The organism is Ruegeria sp. HKCCA4812 (assembly GCF_013034245.1).
Taxonomy (GTDB): Bacteria; Pseudomonadota; Alphaproteobacteria; order Rhodobacterales; family Rhodobacteraceae; genus Ruegeria.
The window spans coordinates 16,832-35,957 of record NZ_WQFQ01000002.1 but is presented as its reverse complement, the minus strand read 5'-3'; the positions used below and the strand labels follow the sequence as shown (position 1 = coordinate 35,957).

Annotated in this window: 17 protein-coding genes; 16 read left to right on the top strand and 1 reads right to left on the bottom strand. The window is 59.4% G+C overall.

The features are described from left to right. Nucleotides 1-2: 2 nt before the first annotated feature. The 13 genes from GOW04_RS07535 to GOW04_RS07475 all read left to right on the top strand — a co-directional run bounded on the left by GOW04_RS07535 (nt 3) and on the right by GOW04_RS07475 (nt 10,988). Entirely contained in the window at nt 3-1,259 is a 1,257-nt protein-coding gene (locus tag GOW04_RS07535) for a nitrous oxide reductase family maturation protein NosD (protein WP_171232077.1), read from the top strand. After that, entirely contained in the window at nt 1,249-2,142 is an 894-nt protein-coding gene (locus tag GOW04_RS07530; protein ID WP_171119366.1) for an ABC transporter ATP-binding protein, read from the top strand. Before GOW04_RS07535 ends, GOW04_RS07530 begins: the two co-directional genes overlap by 11 nt. Then, nucleotides 2,139-2,960 carry an ABC transporter permease gene (locus GOW04_RS07525; protein WP_171232076.1) on the top strand — a complete coding sequence of 274 codons (822 nt, stop codon included), beginning with the start codon at nt 2,139-2,141 and terminating at the stop codon, nt 2,958-2,960. The genes GOW04_RS07530 and GOW04_RS07525 overlap by 4 nt, the downstream gene beginning before the upstream one ends. Further along, complete coding sequence (locus tag GOW04_RS07520; RefSeq protein ID WP_171232075.1) at nt 2,957-3,472, top strand: nitrous oxide reductase accessory protein NosL; 516 nt, start codon at nt 2,957-2,959, stop codon at nt 3,470-3,472. The genes GOW04_RS07525 and GOW04_RS07520 overlap by 4 nt, the downstream gene beginning before the upstream one ends. Then, a complete protein-coding gene (locus GOW04_RS07515) occupies nt 3,469-4,365 on the top strand; it encodes an FAD:protein FMN transferase (protein WP_171232074.1) in 897 nt (298 codons plus the stop codon). Before GOW04_RS07520 ends, GOW04_RS07515 begins: the two co-directional genes overlap by 4 nt. Nucleotides 4,366-4,502: 137 nt before the next feature. After that, nucleotides 4,503-5,009, top strand: coding sequence for a ferredoxin-type protein NapF (gene napF, locus GOW04_RS07510; protein WP_254430094.1), 507 nt, complete (start codon nt 4,503-4,505; stop codon nt 5,007-5,009). Further along, entirely contained in the window at nt 5,006-5,299 is a 294-nt protein-coding gene (locus tag GOW04_RS07505; protein ID WP_152460384.1) for a chaperone NapD, read from the top strand. The genes napF and GOW04_RS07505 overlap by 4 nt, the downstream gene beginning before the upstream one ends. Further along, complete coding sequence (napA, locus tag GOW04_RS07500) at nt 5,296-7,788, top strand: nitrate reductase catalytic subunit NapA (protein WP_171232072.1); 2,493 nt, start codon at nt 5,296-5,298, stop codon at nt 7,786-7,788. The genes GOW04_RS07505 and napA overlap by 4 nt, the downstream gene beginning before the upstream one ends. Before the next feature lie 27 nt (nt 7,789-7,815). Then, nucleotides 7,816-8,634: a ferredoxin-type protein NapG gene (gene napG / locus GOW04_RS07495; protein WP_171232071.1), complete on the top strand. Its 819-nt coding sequence runs from the start codon at nt 7,816-7,818 to the stop codon at nt 8,632-8,634. Beyond that, nucleotides 8,631-9,548 (top strand): quinol dehydrogenase ferredoxin subunit NapH, encoded by a 918-nt coding sequence (gene napH, locus GOW04_RS07490; RefSeq protein ID WP_171232070.1) that lies wholly within the window; start codon nt 8,631-8,633, stop codon nt 9,546-9,548. The genes napG and napH overlap by 4 nt, the downstream gene beginning before the upstream one ends. Before the next feature lie 12 nt (nt 9,549-9,560). Next, the gene (locus GOW04_RS07485; RefSeq protein ID WP_152460388.1) at nt 9,561-9,998 is read left to right on the top strand and encodes a nitrate reductase cytochrome c-type subunit; all 438 of its coding nucleotides are present in this window, start codon (nt 9,561-9,563) and stop codon (nt 9,996-9,998) included. A gap of 29 nt (nt 9,999-10,027) precedes the next feature. Continuing rightward, on the top strand, nt 10,028-10,717 hold the full coding sequence (locus tag GOW04_RS07480) for a NapC/NirT family cytochrome c (protein ID WP_152460389.1): 690 nt from the start codon (nt 10,028-10,030) through the stop codon (nt 10,715-10,717). Nucleotides 10,718-10,730: 13 nt separating this feature from the next. Further along, the gene (locus GOW04_RS07475) at nt 10,731-10,988 is read left to right on the top strand and encodes a hypothetical protein (protein WP_152460390.1); all 258 of its coding nucleotides are present in this window, start codon (nt 10,731-10,733) and stop codon (nt 10,986-10,988) included. A gap of 69 nt (nt 10,989-11,057) precedes the next feature. Here the strand turns inward: GOW04_RS07475 and GOW04_RS07470 are convergent, their stop codons facing one another. Beyond that, on the bottom strand, nt 11,058-11,840 hold the full coding sequence (locus GOW04_RS07470; protein ID WP_171232069.1) for a DeoR/GlpR family DNA-binding transcription regulator: 783 nt from the start codon (nt 11,838-11,840) through the stop codon (nt 11,058-11,060). Between the two features lie 150 nt (nt 11,841-11,990). Here GOW04_RS07470 and GOW04_RS07465 point away from each other — a divergent pair, with 150 nt between their 5' ends. The 3 genes from GOW04_RS07465 to GOW04_RS07455 all read left to right on the top strand — a co-directional run bounded on the left by GOW04_RS07465 (nt 11,991) and on the right by GOW04_RS07455 (nt 19,098). Next, the gene (locus GOW04_RS07465; RefSeq protein ID WP_171232068.1) at nt 11,991-14,414 is read left to right on the top strand and encodes an FAD-dependent oxidoreductase; all 2,424 of its coding nucleotides are present in this window, start codon (nt 11,991-11,993) and stop codon (nt 14,412-14,414) included. 11 nt (nt 14,415-14,425) lie between these two features. Then, nucleotides 14,426-15,358: a choline/ethanolamine kinase family protein gene (locus GOW04_RS07460; RefSeq protein ID WP_171232067.1), complete on the top strand. Its 933-nt coding sequence runs from the start codon at nt 14,426-14,428 to the stop codon at nt 15,356-15,358. A gap of 539 nt (nt 15,359-15,897) precedes the next feature. Continuing rightward, nucleotides 15,898-19,098, top strand: coding sequence for an adenylate/guanylate cyclase domain-containing protein (locus GOW04_RS07455; RefSeq protein ID WP_171232066.1), 3,201 nt, complete (start codon nt 15,898-15,900; stop codon nt 19,096-19,098). Nucleotides 19,099-19,126 lie beyond the last annotated feature (28 nt).

Genomic DNA, 19,126 nt, shown 5'->3' with positions numbered 1-19,126 from the left:
CCATGCGTTGGTCCCTGCTCATACCGCTCCTGCTCGGCTCGCCCCTTTGGGCGGCGGACTGGGACGTGCCCAATCGGGCGGGGGCCATCAATGAAACACTGGCGCAGGCGGCGGATGGGGACACCCTCCGCCTGCGCCCCGGTGTCTACACCGAAACTCTGGTTCTGGACCGGCCCGTCACCATCGACGGGCTGGGACAGGCCACCATTGACGGGCAAGGCACCGGCAGCGTCATCACCGTAACCGGCCCGGGCGTGACCGTGCGCGGCCTGACAGTGATCGGCTCGGGTTCAAGCCATGACGGGATCGACAGTGGCATCCAGCTGACCAAGACGGCCCGCGCGCCGGTGGTCGAAGACAATGTGCTGCTGGGCAATCTTTACGGCATCGACATTCATGGTGCCAAGGACAGCATCGTGCGTGACAACCGGATCGAAGGACGTCAGGACCAGCGGATGAATGACCGTGGCAATGGTGTTTATGTCTGGAATGCACCCGGTGCGCGGGTTGAGGATAATGATATCCGCTATGGGCGCGACGGGATCTTCGTGAACTCGTCCAAGAAGAACACCTTTACCGGCAACCTGTTCCGCGATCTGCGCTTTGCCGTGCATTACATGTATGCCGATAATTCGGTGGTCAGCAACAATGTCTCGATCGGCAACGATCTGGGCTATGCGGTGATGTTCACGACCAATGTGAAGGTCGCAGACAACGTCTCGATCGGTGACCGTGAACATGGCGTGATGCTGAACTATGCCAACAAGAGTCAGATCACCGGTAACGTGGTGATCGGTGCCAAGGAAAAGTGCACCTTCCTTTATAACTCCAACAAGAACGAATTCACCGACAACTGGTTCCAGGGATGCGGCATCGGCATCCACTTCACCGCCGGCAGCGAACGCAACCGCATCGTTGGCAATGCCTTCATCGGGAACCGGACACAGGTGAAATACGTCTCGACCAAATGGGTCGAGTGGTCCGAAGACGGGCGCGGCAACTACTGGTCCGATTTTGCCGCCTATGATGTGGATGGCAACGGTATCGCCGATGCCCCTTATCGCCCGAATGACTCGATGGACCATGTGCTGTGGACCCAACCCGCAGCCAAACTGCTGCTCGGCTCTCCTGCCGTGCAGCTGGTGCGCTGGTCACAATCCGCCTTTCCGGCACTGTTGCCCGGTGGTGTGATGGACAGCAATCCATTGATGCAACCCCTTGAACCCCCAGCTATGGAAAAGGTGCCTCATGACGGATAAGGCCCTGATTATTGACCATGTCAGCAAGGACCGGGGCAAGACCCGCGTTCTTGATGATATCACCCTGTCACTTGCCCCCGGTCAGCGCGTTGCGCTGCTGGGCCATAACGGCGCTGGCAAGTCGACCCTGATCAAATCCATCCTTGGCCTGACGCCGATCCAAGGCGGAGCCATCCGGATCGGAGACGCCACCCCCGGCAGCGCCAAGGCGCGGCGGGAAACGGCCTATCTGCCTGAGGCGGTATCCTTCCACCCGGCCCTGACCGGGCGCGAGCAACTGACCCTGTTTGCAAAATTGTCCGGCACCAGGGCGGATGTGGCCGGTCTGCTGGAGCGCGTAGGTCTGAGCGATGCCCTGGACCGCCGGATCGGCACCTATTCCAAAGGAATGCGGCAACGTCTGGGTCTGGCACAGGTTCTGCTGGGCCAGCCGAAAGTGGCTTTGCTGGATGAACCCACCAGTGGGTTGGACCCGATCTCGCGCCAGGACCTCTATGCCATCATCGACGAGCTTGCCGCGCAGGGCACCGCCGTGCTGATCGCCAGCCATGCCTTGACCGAGGTCGAGGCCCGCACCGACCGCATCGCAATCATGCGCAAAGGCCGGATGGTCGCCGATGACACGCTCAACAACCTGTCGGCCCTTGCAGGCCTACCGATCCGTCTGAAAGTACGTGCAAGCGCCAACGCCGACGTGCTGGCCGCCGAATTGGGCGGCAGCCGGATCAACGGCGCTTCGGTCGAGCTGCTGTGTTCCCCCGCCGACAAGATGGAGGCCCTGCGCCGGATCGCCGGATTGGGCGATGCCGTGGCGGATGTGGAAATGACCCCGCCCAAGCTGGAAGACCTCTATCGCCATTATGCACAGGAGGAGAGGCCATGACCCGCTTCCTCGCCATTACCCGTACCGAAATGCTGATCCTTCGCCGCAATCGCTGGCTGCTGGTGGCGACGCTGATCATGGTGCTGTTCGCGCTGGCGCTGACCTTTGCGGGCAGTGCGCCAACCGGAACGCTGGGCGTTGACATGCTGACCGTTTCGGTTGCGTCGATGACCACCCTGTCGGTCTACCTCGCGCCCCTTCTGGCACTGATGATCTCGTTCGACGCCATCGCCGGAGACGTGGACCGGGGCAGCCTGTCGCTGCTGTTGTCCTACCCTGCGGGGCGCGGAGAAATCCTGTTGGGCAAGTTCACCGCCCATCTTGCAGCGCTGGCCTTTGCCATGACGGTCGGTTTCGGTACCGCCGGCGCGGTGGCGGCCTTCTTTGGCGGTGCCGGGCCGGAAAGCCTGATGGCGTTGGTCCGTCTCATCCTCACATCCATCCTTCTGGGCGCCGTGTTTCTGGCGCTGGGATACCTGCTGTCTGCCCTGGCTAAGGGGGCTACGGCGGCGGCAGGTCTGTCGGCCGGGCTCTGGCTGGTTTTTGTCGTCCTCTATGATCTGGGCCTGTTGGGGGCCGTCGTCATGGACAAGGGCGGCACCTTTACCCAATCCGTCTTTCCATGGGTGATGGTGGCCAACCCGGCCGACGCATTCCGTCTGTGGAACATCGCCGCAACGGAAGGCGTGGCCATGGCATCCGGCATGACCGGGGCGGCACAGGCCTTGCCCGTCTGGGCCGCGCCTGCATCGCTGCTGATCTGGCCGGTGCTGGGCTTTGCCCTGGCGCGGCTGGCATTCCGGAGGGTCGAGCCATGAAACCCCTCGTCCTGATTGCCTTGATCGCGTTGGCGGCCTGCAAGGAAGACCTGGCCGAGGCCCCCGATCCGGTGGATCTGACCCCGGACGCGCTGAGCTATTTCTGCCAGATGAACATCGCCGAACATGGCGGCCCCAAGGGGCAGATCCATCTGGAAGGATATCCCGCACCGCTGTTCTTTGCGCAGGTGCGCGACATGGTGGGATACCTCAAAAGCCCTGAACGTGACGCCGACATCACAGCCGTCTATGTCAGCGACATGGGTATTGCGCCAAGTTGGCGGCAGCCGGGTATCTCGAACTGGATCGCCGCGGATGGCGCGACCTTTGTTGTCGGCGCCAATGTGGCAGGTGGCATGGGCGCCCGCGAAGTGGTGCCTTTTGCCGATCCTGCCGATGCTCAGGCATTCATTGAGATCTACGGCGGAACGGCACTGGGCCTGCCGGACATTCCGGACACCGAAGTGCTTGGCCCTGTCGATCTTGAACTGTCGTTGGAGACCCCCGTATGACCGCCTTGTCGCGCCGCCGATTTCTGATCATCTCAGCCGCTTGTGCTGCGGCCACACCACTTGCGGCCTCGGACGCGCGCTGGCACGGGACCGCGTTGGGTGCTACCGCCAGCCTGCGCCTTGTGGGCCTGACGGACACCGAAGCTGCACCCATCATGGCCGCCATGGAGACCGAGATTGCCCGGCTGGAAGACATCTTCAGCCTGTATCGTCCGCAATCGCAGCTCAGCCGGTTGAATCGCGATGGTGTGCTGACGGCGCCCGCTCCTGAATTGTTGAAGGTGCTAAGCCTCAGCTCAGCGCTGCATCAGGCATCGGGTGGCGCATTTGATCCGAGCATTCAACCCGTGTGGACGGCATTGGCTGCGGGCACGCGCCCGGATGATCTGGTTGAAGTTCAGCAGGCGATAGGCTGGGAAAAGGTAATTTATGACGCCTCGGCCATTCGCCTTCCGGTGCCCGGAAAATCGGCGCTGACGTTGAACGGTATAGCGCAGGGCGCGATCACCGACCGGATCGCCGACCTGCTGCGTGCTCATGGTCTGCGTGATGTTCTGGTCAATATGGGAGAGGTTGCCGCCCTGGGTGCGCGTGGTGACGGTGCGCCTTGGAATGTTGGATTGGCGGCGCCGGACCAAACGGTTCTGAAGCGGATAGAATTGAACGATCGGGCAGTGGCGACATCTTCAACGCTGGCGACTCAGCTCAGCCAGGGAGTCGGACACATCATTACCTTGGATGGGCCTTCAAGCCGCGACAGGACCGTTTCGGTTTCTGCCCCGAAAGCGGCAATTGCGGATGGGTTGTCCACTGCACTTTGCGCGGCATCCGCCGGCAGAGCCAAAGAGATCCTGGAGTTCTTCCCCGACGCCCGTATCGAATTGAACGTTTGATGAAGAATTACAAATCTCAGACCGAACAAAAAAAATATAAAAGTATGATATAGGTCAATTCGTGCGCTGCTTAAGGCAGCTAGGAAGTAAGGACGCGAACCTATCAATCCAATTTCGAGTCGCAAGCTATGAGCCAGATGACCAGCAGACGCGCTTTTCTAAGCGCGCGTATCCTGCGGGAGGACCCAGATGCGATCCGTCCGCCGGGTGCAGTTGCAACTGGCTTCAGCGATCTATGCACGCGTTGCGAAGACTGCGCCGCGGCTTGTCCTGAAGACATCATCACATTCGACGATGCCGGTTTCCCCGTTCTGGACCTGTCCGCAGGCGGTTGCACATTGTGTGGTGACTGCGCTGACATTTGTCCGACCCCGGCGTTGCTGTCGGAACGTGTTGCCGAATGGCCATGGCGCGCACGAATCGATGACACAAGCTGCCTGTCGACGAACGGCGTAAGCTGCCGCCTGTGTCAGGACAATTGCGAACAGGATGCCATCCGCTTTCGCCTGCAACTGGGCGGACGCGCGGAACCAGCGCTTGAAACAGAAACCTGCATCGGCTGCGGAAGTTGTTCCGCCGCCTGCCCCACTGGGGCGATCGTGATGCACCGCCCCGCCCCACTACACCCGGAGGTGAACCAATGAATATTTGTGGCTGTCTGGTCCACATCGCCCCCGATTACACCGATGCCGCACGCGCGGCGATGGCCGAAACCCAGGGCGTCGAGCTTCATGCCGAAGCCGAGGACGGCCGTTTCGTAGTTGTTGTCGAGGATACGGCCGACAGGCTGGCCTCGGACACCATCATGGATCTGCACCAGATCCCAGGAGTGATCTCACTGTCACTGACTTATCACCATTTCGAAGATCTCGCGGAGACGGCTCCGCGTCCTGATGCTCCAAGCCAACCGTCCAGCAGGAGGCCCATGCAATGACCATCTCTGAATCCCGTCGTACATTTCTGAAAGCGTCCGCAGCGGCAGCCACTGCCTCGGCTGCGGGCATTCCCATGGCCACAGGTCAGGCCAACGCTCAGGTCGGCGCGCCCGATATTCGCTGGGACAAGGCTGCTTGCCGGTTCTGCGGTACAGGCTGTTCGGTTCTGGTGGGCACCAAGGACGGCCGCGTGGTGGCCACGCAAGGTGACCCCGACGCACCGGTGAACCGGGGCCTGAACTGTATCAAGGGCTATTTCCTGTCCAAGATCATGTACGGCAAAGACCGCCTGACCACACCGCTTTTGCGCAAGACCAACGGCGAATACGACAAAAATGGCGAGTTCGAACCGGTCAGCTGGGATGAAGCCTTTGATGTGATGGCCGCCAAATGGAAAGAGGCCCTTGCCAAGAAAGGCCCGACCAGCGTGGGGATGTTCGGTTCGGGGCAGTGGACGGTCTGGGAAGGCTATGCCGCCGCCAAGATGATGAAGGCCGGGTTCCGGTCGAACAACATTGATCCCAATGCGCGTCACTGCATGGCCTCGGCCGTGGTTGGTTTCATGCGCACTTTCGGCATTGATGAGCCGATGGGGTGCTATGACGACCTTGAGCACGCCGATACCTTCGTGCTGTGGGGATCGAACATGGCCGAGATGCACCCGATTCTGTGGTCGCGCCTGACCGACACCCGCCTGACGAAGCCGGGTTGCGAAGTGCATGTGCTTTCGACTTTCGAGCACCGCTCGTTCGAGCTGGCCGATAATGGCATGGTCTTTGCGCCGCAAACCGATCTGGCGATCCTGAACTATATCGCGAACTACATCATCCAGAATGGCGCGGTGAACGAAGAGTTCGTCAAGAACCACGTCAACATCACCAAAACCGCCACCGATATCGGTTACGGCCTGCGGGACAACAACCCCCTGCAACAAGAGGCTGAAAACCCGAACTCGGGCAAGCTGGAGCCGATCAGCTTCGAGGAATATGCCGAAGCCGTTTCGAAATACACGCTGGAATACACCTCGGAACTGTCCGGTGTTCCGGCTGACAAGCTGGAGCGTCTGGCCAAGCAATATGCCGACCCCAACCGCAAGGTGATGAGCCTGTGGACCATGGGCTTCAACCAACATACCCGCGGGTCCTGGGTGAACTCGCTGATGTACAACGTGCACCTGCTGGTGGGCAAGATTTCGGAACCCGGCAACTCACCCTTCTCGCTGACCGGTCAGCCGTCGGCCTGCGGTACGGCGCGCGAGGTAGGCACCTTTGCGCACCGCCTGCCCGCCGACATGGTGGTGATGAACGAAAAGCACCGCGAGATCTGCGAAACCGCATGGAACGTGCCCGCCGGCACCATTCCTGACAAGCCGGGTTTCCACGCCGTGCTGCAACATCGCAAGCTGAAGGATGGCGACCTGAACGCTTATTGGGTTCAGTGCACCAACAACATGCAGGCTGCACCGAACATCAACGAGGAAGGCTATCCCGGCTATCGCAACCCGGAAAACTTCATCACTGTTTCAGACCCCTACCCGACGGTCACTGCGGTTTCCGCTGACCTGATCCTGCCCACCGCCATGTGGGTCGAGAAGGAAGGCGCCTATGGCAACGCCGAGCGCCGCACCCAGTTCTGGCGGCAACAGGTCAAGGCCCCGGGCGAGGCCAAATCGGACCTGTGGCAGGTGATGGAGTTCTCGAAGCGCTTCACCGTCGAAGAGGTTTGGGGCGAAGAATTGCTGGCCACCATGCCCGAGCATCGTGGCAAGACCATGTATGACGTCCTGTTTGCAAATGGCAGCGTCGACAAGTTCCCGCTGTCGGAAACCGCCGAAGGCTTTGACAACGACGAATCCGAGCATTTCGGCTTTTACGTGCAGAAAGGTCTGTTCGAAGAGTACGCCAACTTCGGGCGCGGCCATGCGCATGATCTGGCACCATTCGAAACCTATCACCAGGCCCGCGGTCTGCGCTGGCCGGTCGTGGATGGCAAGGAAACGCTCTATCGTTTCCGCGAAGGCTATGACCCCTACGTGTCCGAGGGTGCCGGCGTGGAATTCTATGGCCACAAGGATGGCAAGGCCAAGATCATCTTCGCGCCATACGAGCCCGCAGCAGAGGAGCCGGATGCAGAATTCGATCTGTGGCTGTGCACCGGTCGCGTGCTGGAACACTGGCATTCAGGGTCGATGACACGCCGGGTGCCGGAACTGCACCGCGCCTATCCCGCTGCCGTGGTCTACATGCACCCGCAGGACGCAAAGGATCGGGGTTTGCGCCGGGGTCAGGAGATTGTTCTGTCGACCCGCCGCGGCGAGGTTACCAGCCGTGTCGAAACCCGGGGTCGGAACAAGGTGCCACGCGGTTTGGTCTTTATGCCGTGGTTCGATGAGCACCAGCTGACCAACAAGCTGACGCTGGACGCAACCTGCCCGCTGTCGAAAGAGACCGACTTCAAGAAGTGCGCCTGCAAGGTTGAGCGCGCGTAACCAGCAAGGATCATACGGGGCGTTCCCATGTCTCTTGTCGATAAACCCCTTTCGCCGCAGCGGCGCCGGTTCCTGCAGGACTCGGCGCGGGCGGCGGGCGGCTGCGTGGTCGCCGGATCGTTGCTGGCCTATCTGGCCCGCGACGCCCGCGCCCTGCCCGCCGATGCCATGCGCCCGCCCGGCGCATTGCCCGAGAAGGAGTTCCTGTCGGCCTGCATCCGTTGCGGTTTATGCGTGCGGGACTGCCCGTACGATACCCTGAAACTGGCCGAGCTCGGCTCGGATGCGGTGGCGACGGGAACGCCATTCTTCACCGCCCGGGATGTTCCCTGCGAAATGTGCGACGACATTCCGTGTGTCGCCGCGTGTCCAACAGGGGCGCTGGATCCCGGGCTGGAGAATATCGACGATGCCGAGATGGGTGTTGCCGTTCTGGTCGATCAGGAAAACTGCCTGAACTTCCTCGGTCTGCGCTGCGACGTCTGCTATCGCGTCTGCCCCGTCATTGACGAGGCGATCACTTTGGAGACGGCGCACAATACCCGGTCGGGTCATCATGCCTTGTTCATTCCAACCGTTCATGCCGAACGCTGTACCGGCTGCGGCATGTGCGAGAAAAGCTGTGTTCTGCCCGAGGCCGCGATCAAGGTTCTGCCGGCCCGGCTGGCGCGCGGCAGTTCGGCCGAGCATTACCGCAAGGGTTGGGAGGAAAAGGCCGCCAAAGGCGCGCCGGTGGTCGAGGGGATCATCGATCTGCCGGATCGTTTGCCCGGACCGGGAACCGACAATCTTGCCGCGCCCGGCGGTTTTGCCCCTGAATATGATCTGCCGGGGGTGGGGCAATGAGTACTCGCACGCACATGCCCGTCGGTCAGGAGGCCGTTGAAGGCAAAGGCTGGATCGGGGCGCATCGCTTTTTGCTGATGCGCCGCGCAAGCCAGCTGTTCTTTCTGTTTCTGTTTCTGCTGGGCCCGTGGTTCGGCATCTGGATTGTCGAGGGCAATTTGGCAGGGTCACTGACGCTGGGCGTGTTGCCGTTGACCGATCCGTTCATCCTGTTGCAAAGCTTGGTTGCAGGTCATTGGCCCGAAATGACCGCGCTAATTGGTGGGCTGATCGTTCTGGTGGTCTATGCCCTGATTGGTGGCCGTGTCTATTGTTCCTGGGTCTGCCCCATAAACCCGGTGACAGACGCGGCCAACTGGGTGCACCGCAAACTGGACCTGCCGAAAGGCTGGCAACCCAAGCGCGGCACCCGGCTGTGGATTCTGGCAACCGTGCTGCTGGCCTCGGGCCTGAGCGGCGTGATCGCTTGGGAGCTGGTCAACCCGATCACCATGCTGCATCGCGGGCTGGTATTCGGCATGGGCTTTGTCTGGGCCATGATTGCGGCCATCTTCGTGTTTGACGTTTTCGTCTCACGCCATGGCTGGTGCGGCCATCTGTGCCCCGTGGGCGCGTTCTACGGGCTGATCGGGTCGAAAAGCCTGCTGCGGGTCAGTGCCGCCAATCGCACGGCCTGTGATGACTGTATGGATTGTTATGCGGTCTGTCCTGAAAATCAGGTGATCTCACCCGCGCTGAAAGGCAAGCCGGGAAGCTCGCCCCTGATCCTGTCACCCGACTGCACAAACTGCGGACGCTGCATCGATGTCTGCGCAGTCGACGTCTTCAACTTTACTCACCGGTTCGACGACCATGTCGTTCAACCTTCCGATCCAGTTGCCGCGCCTGAGCCGCGCGCTGCCAGACCTATCTAGGGGAGTGCCAAGATGAAAAGATCAATCGTTACAGGCGGAATTGCCCTTCTACCCGTAGTGTTGCTGAGCGGATGGGCCTTTGCCCAGTCCGCTCAAGTCGAAACCCTGCGGGGCGCGGACGTAGACGAGCCGATCCCTTTGGATCAGATTCACAAAAATGTCGAAGGACGGATGCAACGTAATTATCGCCAGCAACCACCGCTGATTCCGCATTCGATCGAGCAATATCAGATTGATGTACGCACCAATCAGTGCCTGTCCTGCCATGACTGGTCCAAGGCAGGTGAGCGTAACGCGCCGACCCTTTCAATGACACACTATCTGGATCGCGAAGGCCGCGAATTGGATCGCGTCGCCGGGACCCGTTATTTCTGCAACCAATGTCACGTTCCGCAGGCAGACGCGCCGCCGCTTGTTGAAAACGTGTTCCAGCCCTCGACCGGCAACTGATCCAACACAAGTTTGAAAGGAGCACCGACATGGCAGACTCCCCCGAAAAACGCGGCTTTCTGGGTCGCCTTTGGAACGCGATCTGGACGCCGGCGGTAATGTTCAGTTCGGGCTTTCTGATCCTTGCCGGATTTCTGGCCGGTATCCTGTTCTGGGGCGGATTTCACTGGACCCTGGAACTGACCAACACCGAAGAGTTCTGCGTCTCGTGTCACACGATGGAAACGAACCTGGGTGAGTATCGCGAGACGATCCACTACAACAACCACTCCGGCGTGCGTGCGATCTGCTCAGACTGCCACGTTCCGGATGAGTGGAACCACAAGATCAAAGCCAAGATCATGGCCGTGAAGGACGTCTATCATGAACTGGTGGGCACCATCAGCACACCCGAGAAATACGAGGATCACCGCCTGGCGATGGCCTCGGCCGTCTGGAAGAAAATGAAAGCGTCTGACAGCCGCGAGTGCCGCAACTGTCACAACTTTGACTACATGGACTTCACCATTCAGGAAACCCGCGCTGCCTCGGAACACCAACGCGCCATCGACAATGGTATGACCTGTATCGATTGCCACCAGGGCATCGCCCACAGCCTTCCACCCAACTATTTGGAAACATACGAAAAGGTGACTGCTGCATTGGAAGATGAAGTTGTGCAGGAGCACGCTGCCGCGGGTGACGACATCCGCGATTTCCTGAACAACAGCTCGAATTGATGTGGGGGCAGAGATGTTAGAGTTACTTGGAACCATCGGTGGCAACGTCCTGAGCTTGCCCGGCATACTCGGTCTGGCGTTGGGCATGATGACCCGCAAGCTGTGGCTGGGTGCGGCATTGGGCGGCGCAGTCGGCGTATTCGAGACGCTGGTTTTCGCAGGCTTCCGGTTTGCGCATGTAGAGCCACTGGAACTGATCATCGCTATTGTGGTCGGCGTCTGTGCAGGAAGCCTCGGCACTGCCATTCGCATCAAGGGCGCAACAGCCTGAAACACAGCCGGTTTCACCGTTTCGGTGGAACCGGCTAGTTACATCGGGCCGGGCAGTGTCATCACAAAGTCAATGACTGTCTTCTTGTGATTTCACGCCCGCGATCACCAATTTCGCATCTCCGGGTAAGGACTGGAAAGATGCGGGCAATTTGCGATCGGTGATGAGCACATCCTTTTCCGCCAACCCGGGCAGGCGCAACGCCGGGCTGGTCTGGGCCTCGTTGAATTTTGTGGAATCAACCGCCATGAAGGTCTGGTCAGCAATATCAGACATCGCCCGGGCCATATCAGCCTCGCATTGATCATAGACCATGAAGCCCTTGCTGGGATGCACCAGTGACGCCGACAAGATGGCCGTCCGGGCCGAGAACCCTGCAATGACGTCATAGGCGGCGCGGTCGAAAGCGGCGCCGTCGTGGTTGCGCAACTGCGTCCCCGCCATGAAGACCCTGTTGCCCTCTTCCATCGACAACGTGGCGGCGATGAAGGCCGAGTTTGTCACCACCGTGAGGTTTTTGCGCGTGCGAAGTGCCTGAGCAATGAAGCCCGAGGTCGAACCCGTGTCGATAGCAATGGCCGAGCCGTCCGGTATCCGCCCCGCAACGGCGTCGGCAATCGCGACTTTGGCGGCACGGTTCTGCGCCATGCGGGCCAGAAACGGAGGATCCAGCACATTTTGAGTGCTGACCAATGCACCATGCACCTTGGACAGGCTGCCCTTGGCGACCATCGGCTTCACGATTCGCCTTATGGTCTGGTCCGACACGTTAAGAATGCGCGCCAGCTCAATGACCGAAATTCGCCCATGCAGGTTTACCGTGCTGAGAATGTCTTGCTCGTATTTCGACATGAAGCGCCGCGATATTTGTTGATTTCATCAGGTTACTTGCAAGGTTGACGCTGTTCAAGCGACTTACTTCAACACATTTCAAACATTTTTGTTGCTTTTTGTTGTTTTGCGACTTTTGATGACGACATGTCATTTGAAATGGGTGGACGCATGACAACGCATTCGGTCAGACATCTCGTCATCGGCGGGGGCATCATCGGATGCTCCATCGCGTATCACCTCGCACGGTCCGGTGAGACGGATGTTGTTCTTCTGGAAAGGGCGTCCCTGACCGAGGGGGCCACCTGGCATGCGGCGGGGCTTGTCGGGCAGTTGCGGTCATCGCGCAACACGACGCGGATGCTGAAACGGTCCGTGGTGCTGTATGATCGTCTGGCCGAAGAAACCGGGATGGAATTCGACTGGAAGAAAGTCGGAAGCCTGCGCCTGGCGGCAAGCAAAGAGCGGCTTCTGGAAGCAAAGCGCCTGGCGACAATGGCCCGCAGCTTTGATCTGGAGATGGAAATAATCTCGGCCGCAGAAGCCAAGGCGCTTTTCCCCTATGTCGACGCGAAAGGGTTGGAAGGCGCGGCCTTCATCCCCTCGGACGGTCATGTCGATCCCGCAGGCTTGTGTCAGGCAATCGCATCCGGCGCCCGGATGCACGGTGCCCGGATCCGCCAATCCGTAGAGGTCACCGATTTTGAGATCCATAACGATCGCATCACCAAAGTGATGACATCGGAAGGGGATTATGAAGCGGACACCGTCGTTCTGGCCGCCGGAATGTGGAGCCGCGAACTGGCCGCGAAACTCGGGGTCGTTGTCCCAGCCTGCGCTGTCGAGCATCAATACATCGTAACTGAACCCCTGCCCGACCCCGATCTTGTAAAACGCTTGCCAACCCTGCGGGATCCCGAGCGGCTGGTGTATTACAAACCGGATGCAGGCGGGAGGCTTGTGATCGGCGGGTACGAGGACAACACGCTGCCATTCGGCGACAGGGGTATTCCGGGCGCGTTTGTCCGGCAGCTTTTGCCGGACAACCTGGAGCGGTTTGCCCCCCTTGCCGAACTGGCAGGTCAGGTTACGCCGGTCGTCAACACGGTTGGAATCCGGCAGGTGATCAACGGCCCCATCCCGTATTCCGCGGATGGCGATTTTGTCATGGGATGGGCGCCCGAGCTGCGAAACCTGATGCTGGCGACCGGATTTCTGTACGGCATCGCGGCAGGTGGTGGCGCAGGAGAGATGATCGCGGAGTGGATTGTCGAAGGCCGCCCGAGCCTTGATCTGTGGCCTCTGGACGTGCGCCGGTTCAGTCCGCATCACGCCACGCGCGCCTTCATGTATCCTCGCGCGGTCGAGCATTACGCGCATCACTACAAGATGCGATATCCGGGGCAGGAGGCGGAAACGGCCAGAAACCTGCGCCTGTCGCCCCTGCATGAGCGGCTGAAACAACATGGCGCGGTGTTCGGGTCAAAAAATGGCTGGGAGCGACCGCTCTGGTTCGCTCCGGCCGGTGTAGAGCCGGTGGATCAGTTGGATTTCCTGTCGCCGGGTTGGAAAACCTATGCCGAACAGGAACATAAGGCCGCGCGCGACGGGGTCGTTCTGATCGATCAAACCAGTTTCGCAAAGTTCGAACTGATCGGCCCCGGCGCACTGGAAGCCCTTCAAAACCTTGCCGTTTCAAATATGGACAAGCCGGATGGCACGGTGATCTACACCCAATTGTGCAATGATCGCGGGGGCGTTGAAGCCGATATCACCGTCACCCGATTGGGGCGGGACCATTTTTACATCGTCACCGGGTCCGGATTCGGCGTGCATGACGCGGATTGGATCCGACGTCACCTGCCCCGCGATGGGCGCGCGCAGCTGATCGAAATGACGTCGGCACGCGCCGTCATCAACATTTGCGGCCCCAAGGCAGGGGATGTGATGCAGGCCATCGCGGAAGAAGACGTCTCGAACCATGCGTTTCCCTTTGCAACGGCCCGAGAGATCACCTTGGGAACGGCAAAGGTTCGCGCGATCCGCATAGGTTACATCGGAGAGCTGGGATGGGAGTTACATATCCCGACCGAGTTCGCCCTGCATGTCTATGACTTGCTTTGGCAGGCCGGTCAGAGCCATGGCATCCGCGACATCGGCTACCGCACCATCGAGTCCTTGCGGCTGGAAAAAGGCTATCTTTACTGGAGCGCCGACATCACCCCCGACTATTCGCCAATCGAAGCGGGCCTTGGCGCGCGGGTCCATCTGAAATCCAAACAGGGCTTCATCGGGCGACCGGTGCTGGAGGCGCAGAAAGCGACCGGCCCCGAGCGGCAGCTCTGCACGTTCATCACCGATGAGCGGCTGCCGATCACCGGAGGAGAGACCATATTGCGTTCCGGCAAAACAGTCTCGCTGGCGTGCAGTGGTGGCTATGGGTTTACCGTCGGCAAGACCATCCTCTACGGTTATCTGCCTGCGGGATTGGCTGGTGGGTCAGAATTCGAAGTGGAGGTGTTCGGAGAGCGTCACCCTATCCAGCGTGTGGACGGGCCGCTTTACGACCCGGCAAACAGCCGTTTGAAAGCCTGAGGGAGAGAGCGATGCAGAATGAACCAACAAATGAGATTATTCAGGCCCTTCGCAACGTGGCGGGGTTCGAAACCCTTGCCGAGGCGGACATTCACACCCAGCGGCTGGGCGGGTTGACCAATCTGGTCTATCGCGTCGAAGGCGGGCCAAGGACGGTGATCGTGCGCATCCCCGGTGAAGGCACCGAAGCCTATATCAACCGCGCAGTTGAAATCCACAACGCACGGGTGGCGGCGAAAACCGGGGTCGGCCCCGAAGTTCTGTGGGCAGACGCGGCATCCGGTGTGATGATCAGTGATTGCGTACCCGACATCGTCACGATGACACCCGAGATGTTTGCGACGCGTCCCGGGTCTGCCGCCCGTGCGGGTAAGGCGCTGAGACAGCTTCATGATGCCCCCGAGCCGTTCAAGTTTCGGTTCGAGCTGTTTGCGATGATCAACGACTACATGAAGGTGCTTGCGGACAAAAACGCTACCCTGCCAGAGGGTTACGCGGACGTCGTGGCCGAGGCGGCCCCGATCCGAGAGGTGCTGCGGGACAAACCCGGAGCATTGGTCCCGAGCCATTGCGACCCTCTGTGCGAGAATTTTCTGGATGACGGCCAGCGCATGTGGCTCGTGGACTACGAGTATTCAGGCATGAACGATGCCCTTTGGGATCTGGGTGATCTGTCGGTCGAAGCCGGGCTGACCGACGAACAGGAGCTGGAAATGTTGACCGCCTATTTCGACGGCCCGCCGAGCGAGGCTCAGATCGGGCGCATGGTGATCTACAAAGCCATGTGCGACCTGCTGTGGACGCTGTGGGGATTGATCCAGCATGCGGATGAAAACCCCGCCGAAGATTTCTGGGCCTATGCCACGAACCGGTTCGAGCGGTGCAAGTCCCTGATGCTGGCCCCGTCCTTTGCGGCCCATGTAAAAGCCGTGGCCGAGGAATAGGGTTTCATCCACAGCCAGATCCGCTCTGGATACCGGATGATTCCTGACTTATCTCAGATCTTTGAGCCGCTTTCCCTGATACCTGTATCCCAATGAAGAACGGGCGGACAAAAATCGGTATGCGCCTGGAGCGTAAGTGTATCTGTTCGAAGCACATTTGCGCGCTTCGGCTCTTTGCTGGCGCCGGGGTTGAGTCTGCTTTTCTGCCCGGTATCTCACGTCGGCCACGGCACTTTTGCACCTCTGTCAGCCTTGACGTGACGTCAGCGGCAGACCGGCATATCCGGTCGTTCTGTCGCCCTAAAGCCTTGCCAATTAAGTCAACTTGAGACTTGAACCTTATGATTTTTCAGGAAAAGCGCGTGACGTCGTGGTAATTTAGACGTATATCGACCAATCAATGTAACAAGTTAACAGTGCTGCCAGTTCCTGCTATGGATTCAGTATGAATTCCTCTCTAATTTTGGATTATACATATTCATTATGTATATGTATTAAGGGGAAAACAGGGGGACAGTTATGGAAGGAGTCGCAAGACTATGACGCGAGTCCTTGAGGCATCACCGCGCATTTCAAAAGTCCTTCATCTGGCAGATCTGAATGACTATGCCACTCTGTTTCAGAGAGAGGGCGTTGACGATGACATTCTGGACGAATTGACTGATCCGGAACTGCGTGATCTCGGGTTGACGGTTGGTGAAAGGAAGCGCTTTCGAAAGGCGCAGGCCAGGCTGAAATCGCAGGAAGCGTCGAAGCGGCCCGAAGTCCAGTCCAAGGCCGAGCGGCGGCAGCTGACTTTGGTTTTCTGCGATCTTGTGGGGTCGACCCGGCTGGCTCAGCGATATGATCCGGAAGACCTGATGCAGATCATGAACCTGTATCTGGATACGGCGATCGGCACCCTGAAGCAGCACGGCTGCCATCTGGCCTATCGGCAGGGCGACGGCATAATGGTGTATTTCGGATACCCCAAGGCCATGGAAGATGATGCCGAACGGGCCGTACGAGCCGTATTGGAGACCATCGAGGCCGTTCAAAACCTTGAAAACGAGTTTGGAGAAAAGCTCGACCTGCGCGCAGGCATTGCGACCGGTATGGTTGTCGTGGGCGTCGTTTCTTCGAAAAGCCTGGGGTCTCAGGACTTTCTGGTGGGTGAAACGGCGAATCTTGCATCCCGCCTTCAGGGGCTGGCCGAACCAGGTGAAGTGATCATTTCTTCAGAGACCTGGAGGCTGACCCAGGGTGCCTTTAAATTCGAACCACGTGGCAGCCACGAGCTGAAAGGCTTTGACAATCAGCGCAAAGTGTATCGCGTGGTGTCCGAAATCATGTCCACCAGCCGGTTCGACGCGCGGGTGGGTCAATCTGCGGTCGATCTTGTCGCCCGGCATGACGATCTTTCCACCCTGACCCGGCTTTGGAACGAAGCGCAGGAAGGCTCGGGCCGGCTGGCGCTTGTCGGGGGGGCTGCGGGAATCGGCAAGTCGAGGCTGATCAAGTCACTGTCTGAATCAATAGGGGTCAAACCCTTTACATTGCAGTGCATCCCGCACCTGACCAGTCTTCCGCTGCACCCGATTGTCGGAGAATTGAGGCGCGTTTCGGGCGACAAATCAAATGAAAGTATCCGGGCGGCGATTTCGGACTTCGTGCAATCGGCCTCACGGCTGAGTGACGCGGACTTACCCGTTCTTCTGGATCTGGCAGGTATCGAGACCGGCGCCCCGTCAGAATCCGACCCGTTGAAGAAGGCGCGCAAATCCCTTGACGTGATGCTGCGCAGTCTGGGCAGCCTGTGTGACAGGCGCGGCACGTTGTTGTTGGTGGTCGAAGACGTTCATTGGGCCGATGCGACCACGTTGGATGTACTGGATGCTCTTGCATCCGCCTTGAGCAACTTTCCGGTACTGGTGGTTCTGTCGCACCGACCTGAATACGAACCTCCGGAACATTTCGAAAGCCGAGCCGCGCGCATTGATCTGTCTCCGCTTGGCAATACCGAGGCATCCGAACTGGTTCGGCGCGTGGCCGAGCCGTACAGCCTGCCTGTCATCCTGATCAGGCAGATCATCGAGAAGGCGGATGGCGTGCCGCTGTATATCGAAGAAATGACCAAGGCGGTTCTGGACCAGCTGCCCCAGGATGCTCCGATCAACGCCGAGGTTCTGGATGCGCTGAGCGTCCCGGCCACCCTTCAGGACTCGCTGATGTCGCGTCTTGACCGGATGGAACATGCCAAACCAGTCGCCCAGCTCGGATCGGTCATCGGGCGCAGTTTCACCGCTCAGATGATCCACGCGGTTGCGCATGAAGACATGGATGTGGAAAGCGCCCTCATGCAGCTTATGGCGGCTGGCGTCGTGCTGATCACCAGCGATTCAGGGTCGGCCACATACACGTTCAACCACGCGCTGGTTCAGGATACGGCCTATAATTCCTTGCTGCGGGAAGACCGGCAGAAGGTACATCTGAAAATCGCCCAAGCATTGCTGGACGGTCACAGAGCATTCGGCAGCCCGGCCCCCGATACCGTCGCGCATCACTGCGATCTTGGCGGATTGAAGGATGAGGCTGTCACGAATTGGGTCACGGCAGGTGAACTGGCGTTGTCCCGACTGGCGAACCTGCCCGCGATTTCCGCTTTCCGGGCCGCCCTGCGCAACATCGGAACGATGAAGGACAACGCGGATCGCGACGGTTTCGAACTTCGGGTTCAGATGAACATTCTGCCCGCCTATATGGCGATCTACGGGTGGTCGTCCGATCAGGTCGGCGAAACTGCCGCCCGGGCGATGGAACTGGCCCATTCTTTGGGCGACGGCGAGACGCTTTTCGCCGCAACCTTCTGCCGTTGGACCCATTTCTTTGTCGCCGGTCAGATGAACCGAGCGATGGAAATGGGACAGGCGCTGGACATGATGGCCGGCATGTCCGAAGACCCCGTCGCCAATGTGCTGGCGGCGCGGGCGCTGAGCTTTACTCATTACTTCCGCGGGGAATTTGCGGAATGCGAACAACAGCTGGAGCGCGCATTCGCCCTGATCACACCCGAGCTGGATATGGCCATGATGCCCATGACCCAGTCTTCCACGGCCGCGTCATTGCTGGCCATTCAGGGATGCCTGCTGTGGCAGCAAGGAAAGTTCGAAAAAGCCGAGGCCGCGCGTCTGGAATCCATCGAGGTCAGCAGGGCGCTGAACCACGCACCCAACCTTGTCTACGTCATGGGCGCTTGCAGCATGTTCCTGCCCTATGCGGGGGAATGGGACCGGCTTGACGTGACGATGAAAGAAGCCAGAAAAGTCGCGGATGAGGAAGGGTTTCTTTACCTTCACGCGATGCAGGACATCTATATGGGCCTCGCGCAGGCCGGAAAGGGCGATATCGCAGGTGTTCCGGAACGCATCGAGACATGCATGAACCTGATTTCCAAATCTGGTGGAAACTTTACTTTTCCTCAGAATCAGATTGTTCTGTCTGAGTTGATGATTGATCACGGAGATGTTGATCAGGCTTTGGACCGGCTGGAAACCGTCTGCATACCCGGCTGGGAGCGCGGCGAGACGTTGAACAAACCTGAATATCACCGTGTGCGAGCAAAGGCTTATGCCGCAAAGGGGGACTTGGACGCTGCAATCAGCGAGGCGGAGCAAGCGCTTTCGCTTGCCCGGGATTGCCGTGGAGTTGTTCAGGAGCAGCGGGCCCGCGATCTGCTGGACAGATTGAAAGAAGAAAAATGAACAAGATTGACTGCCCCGCCGAATTGGG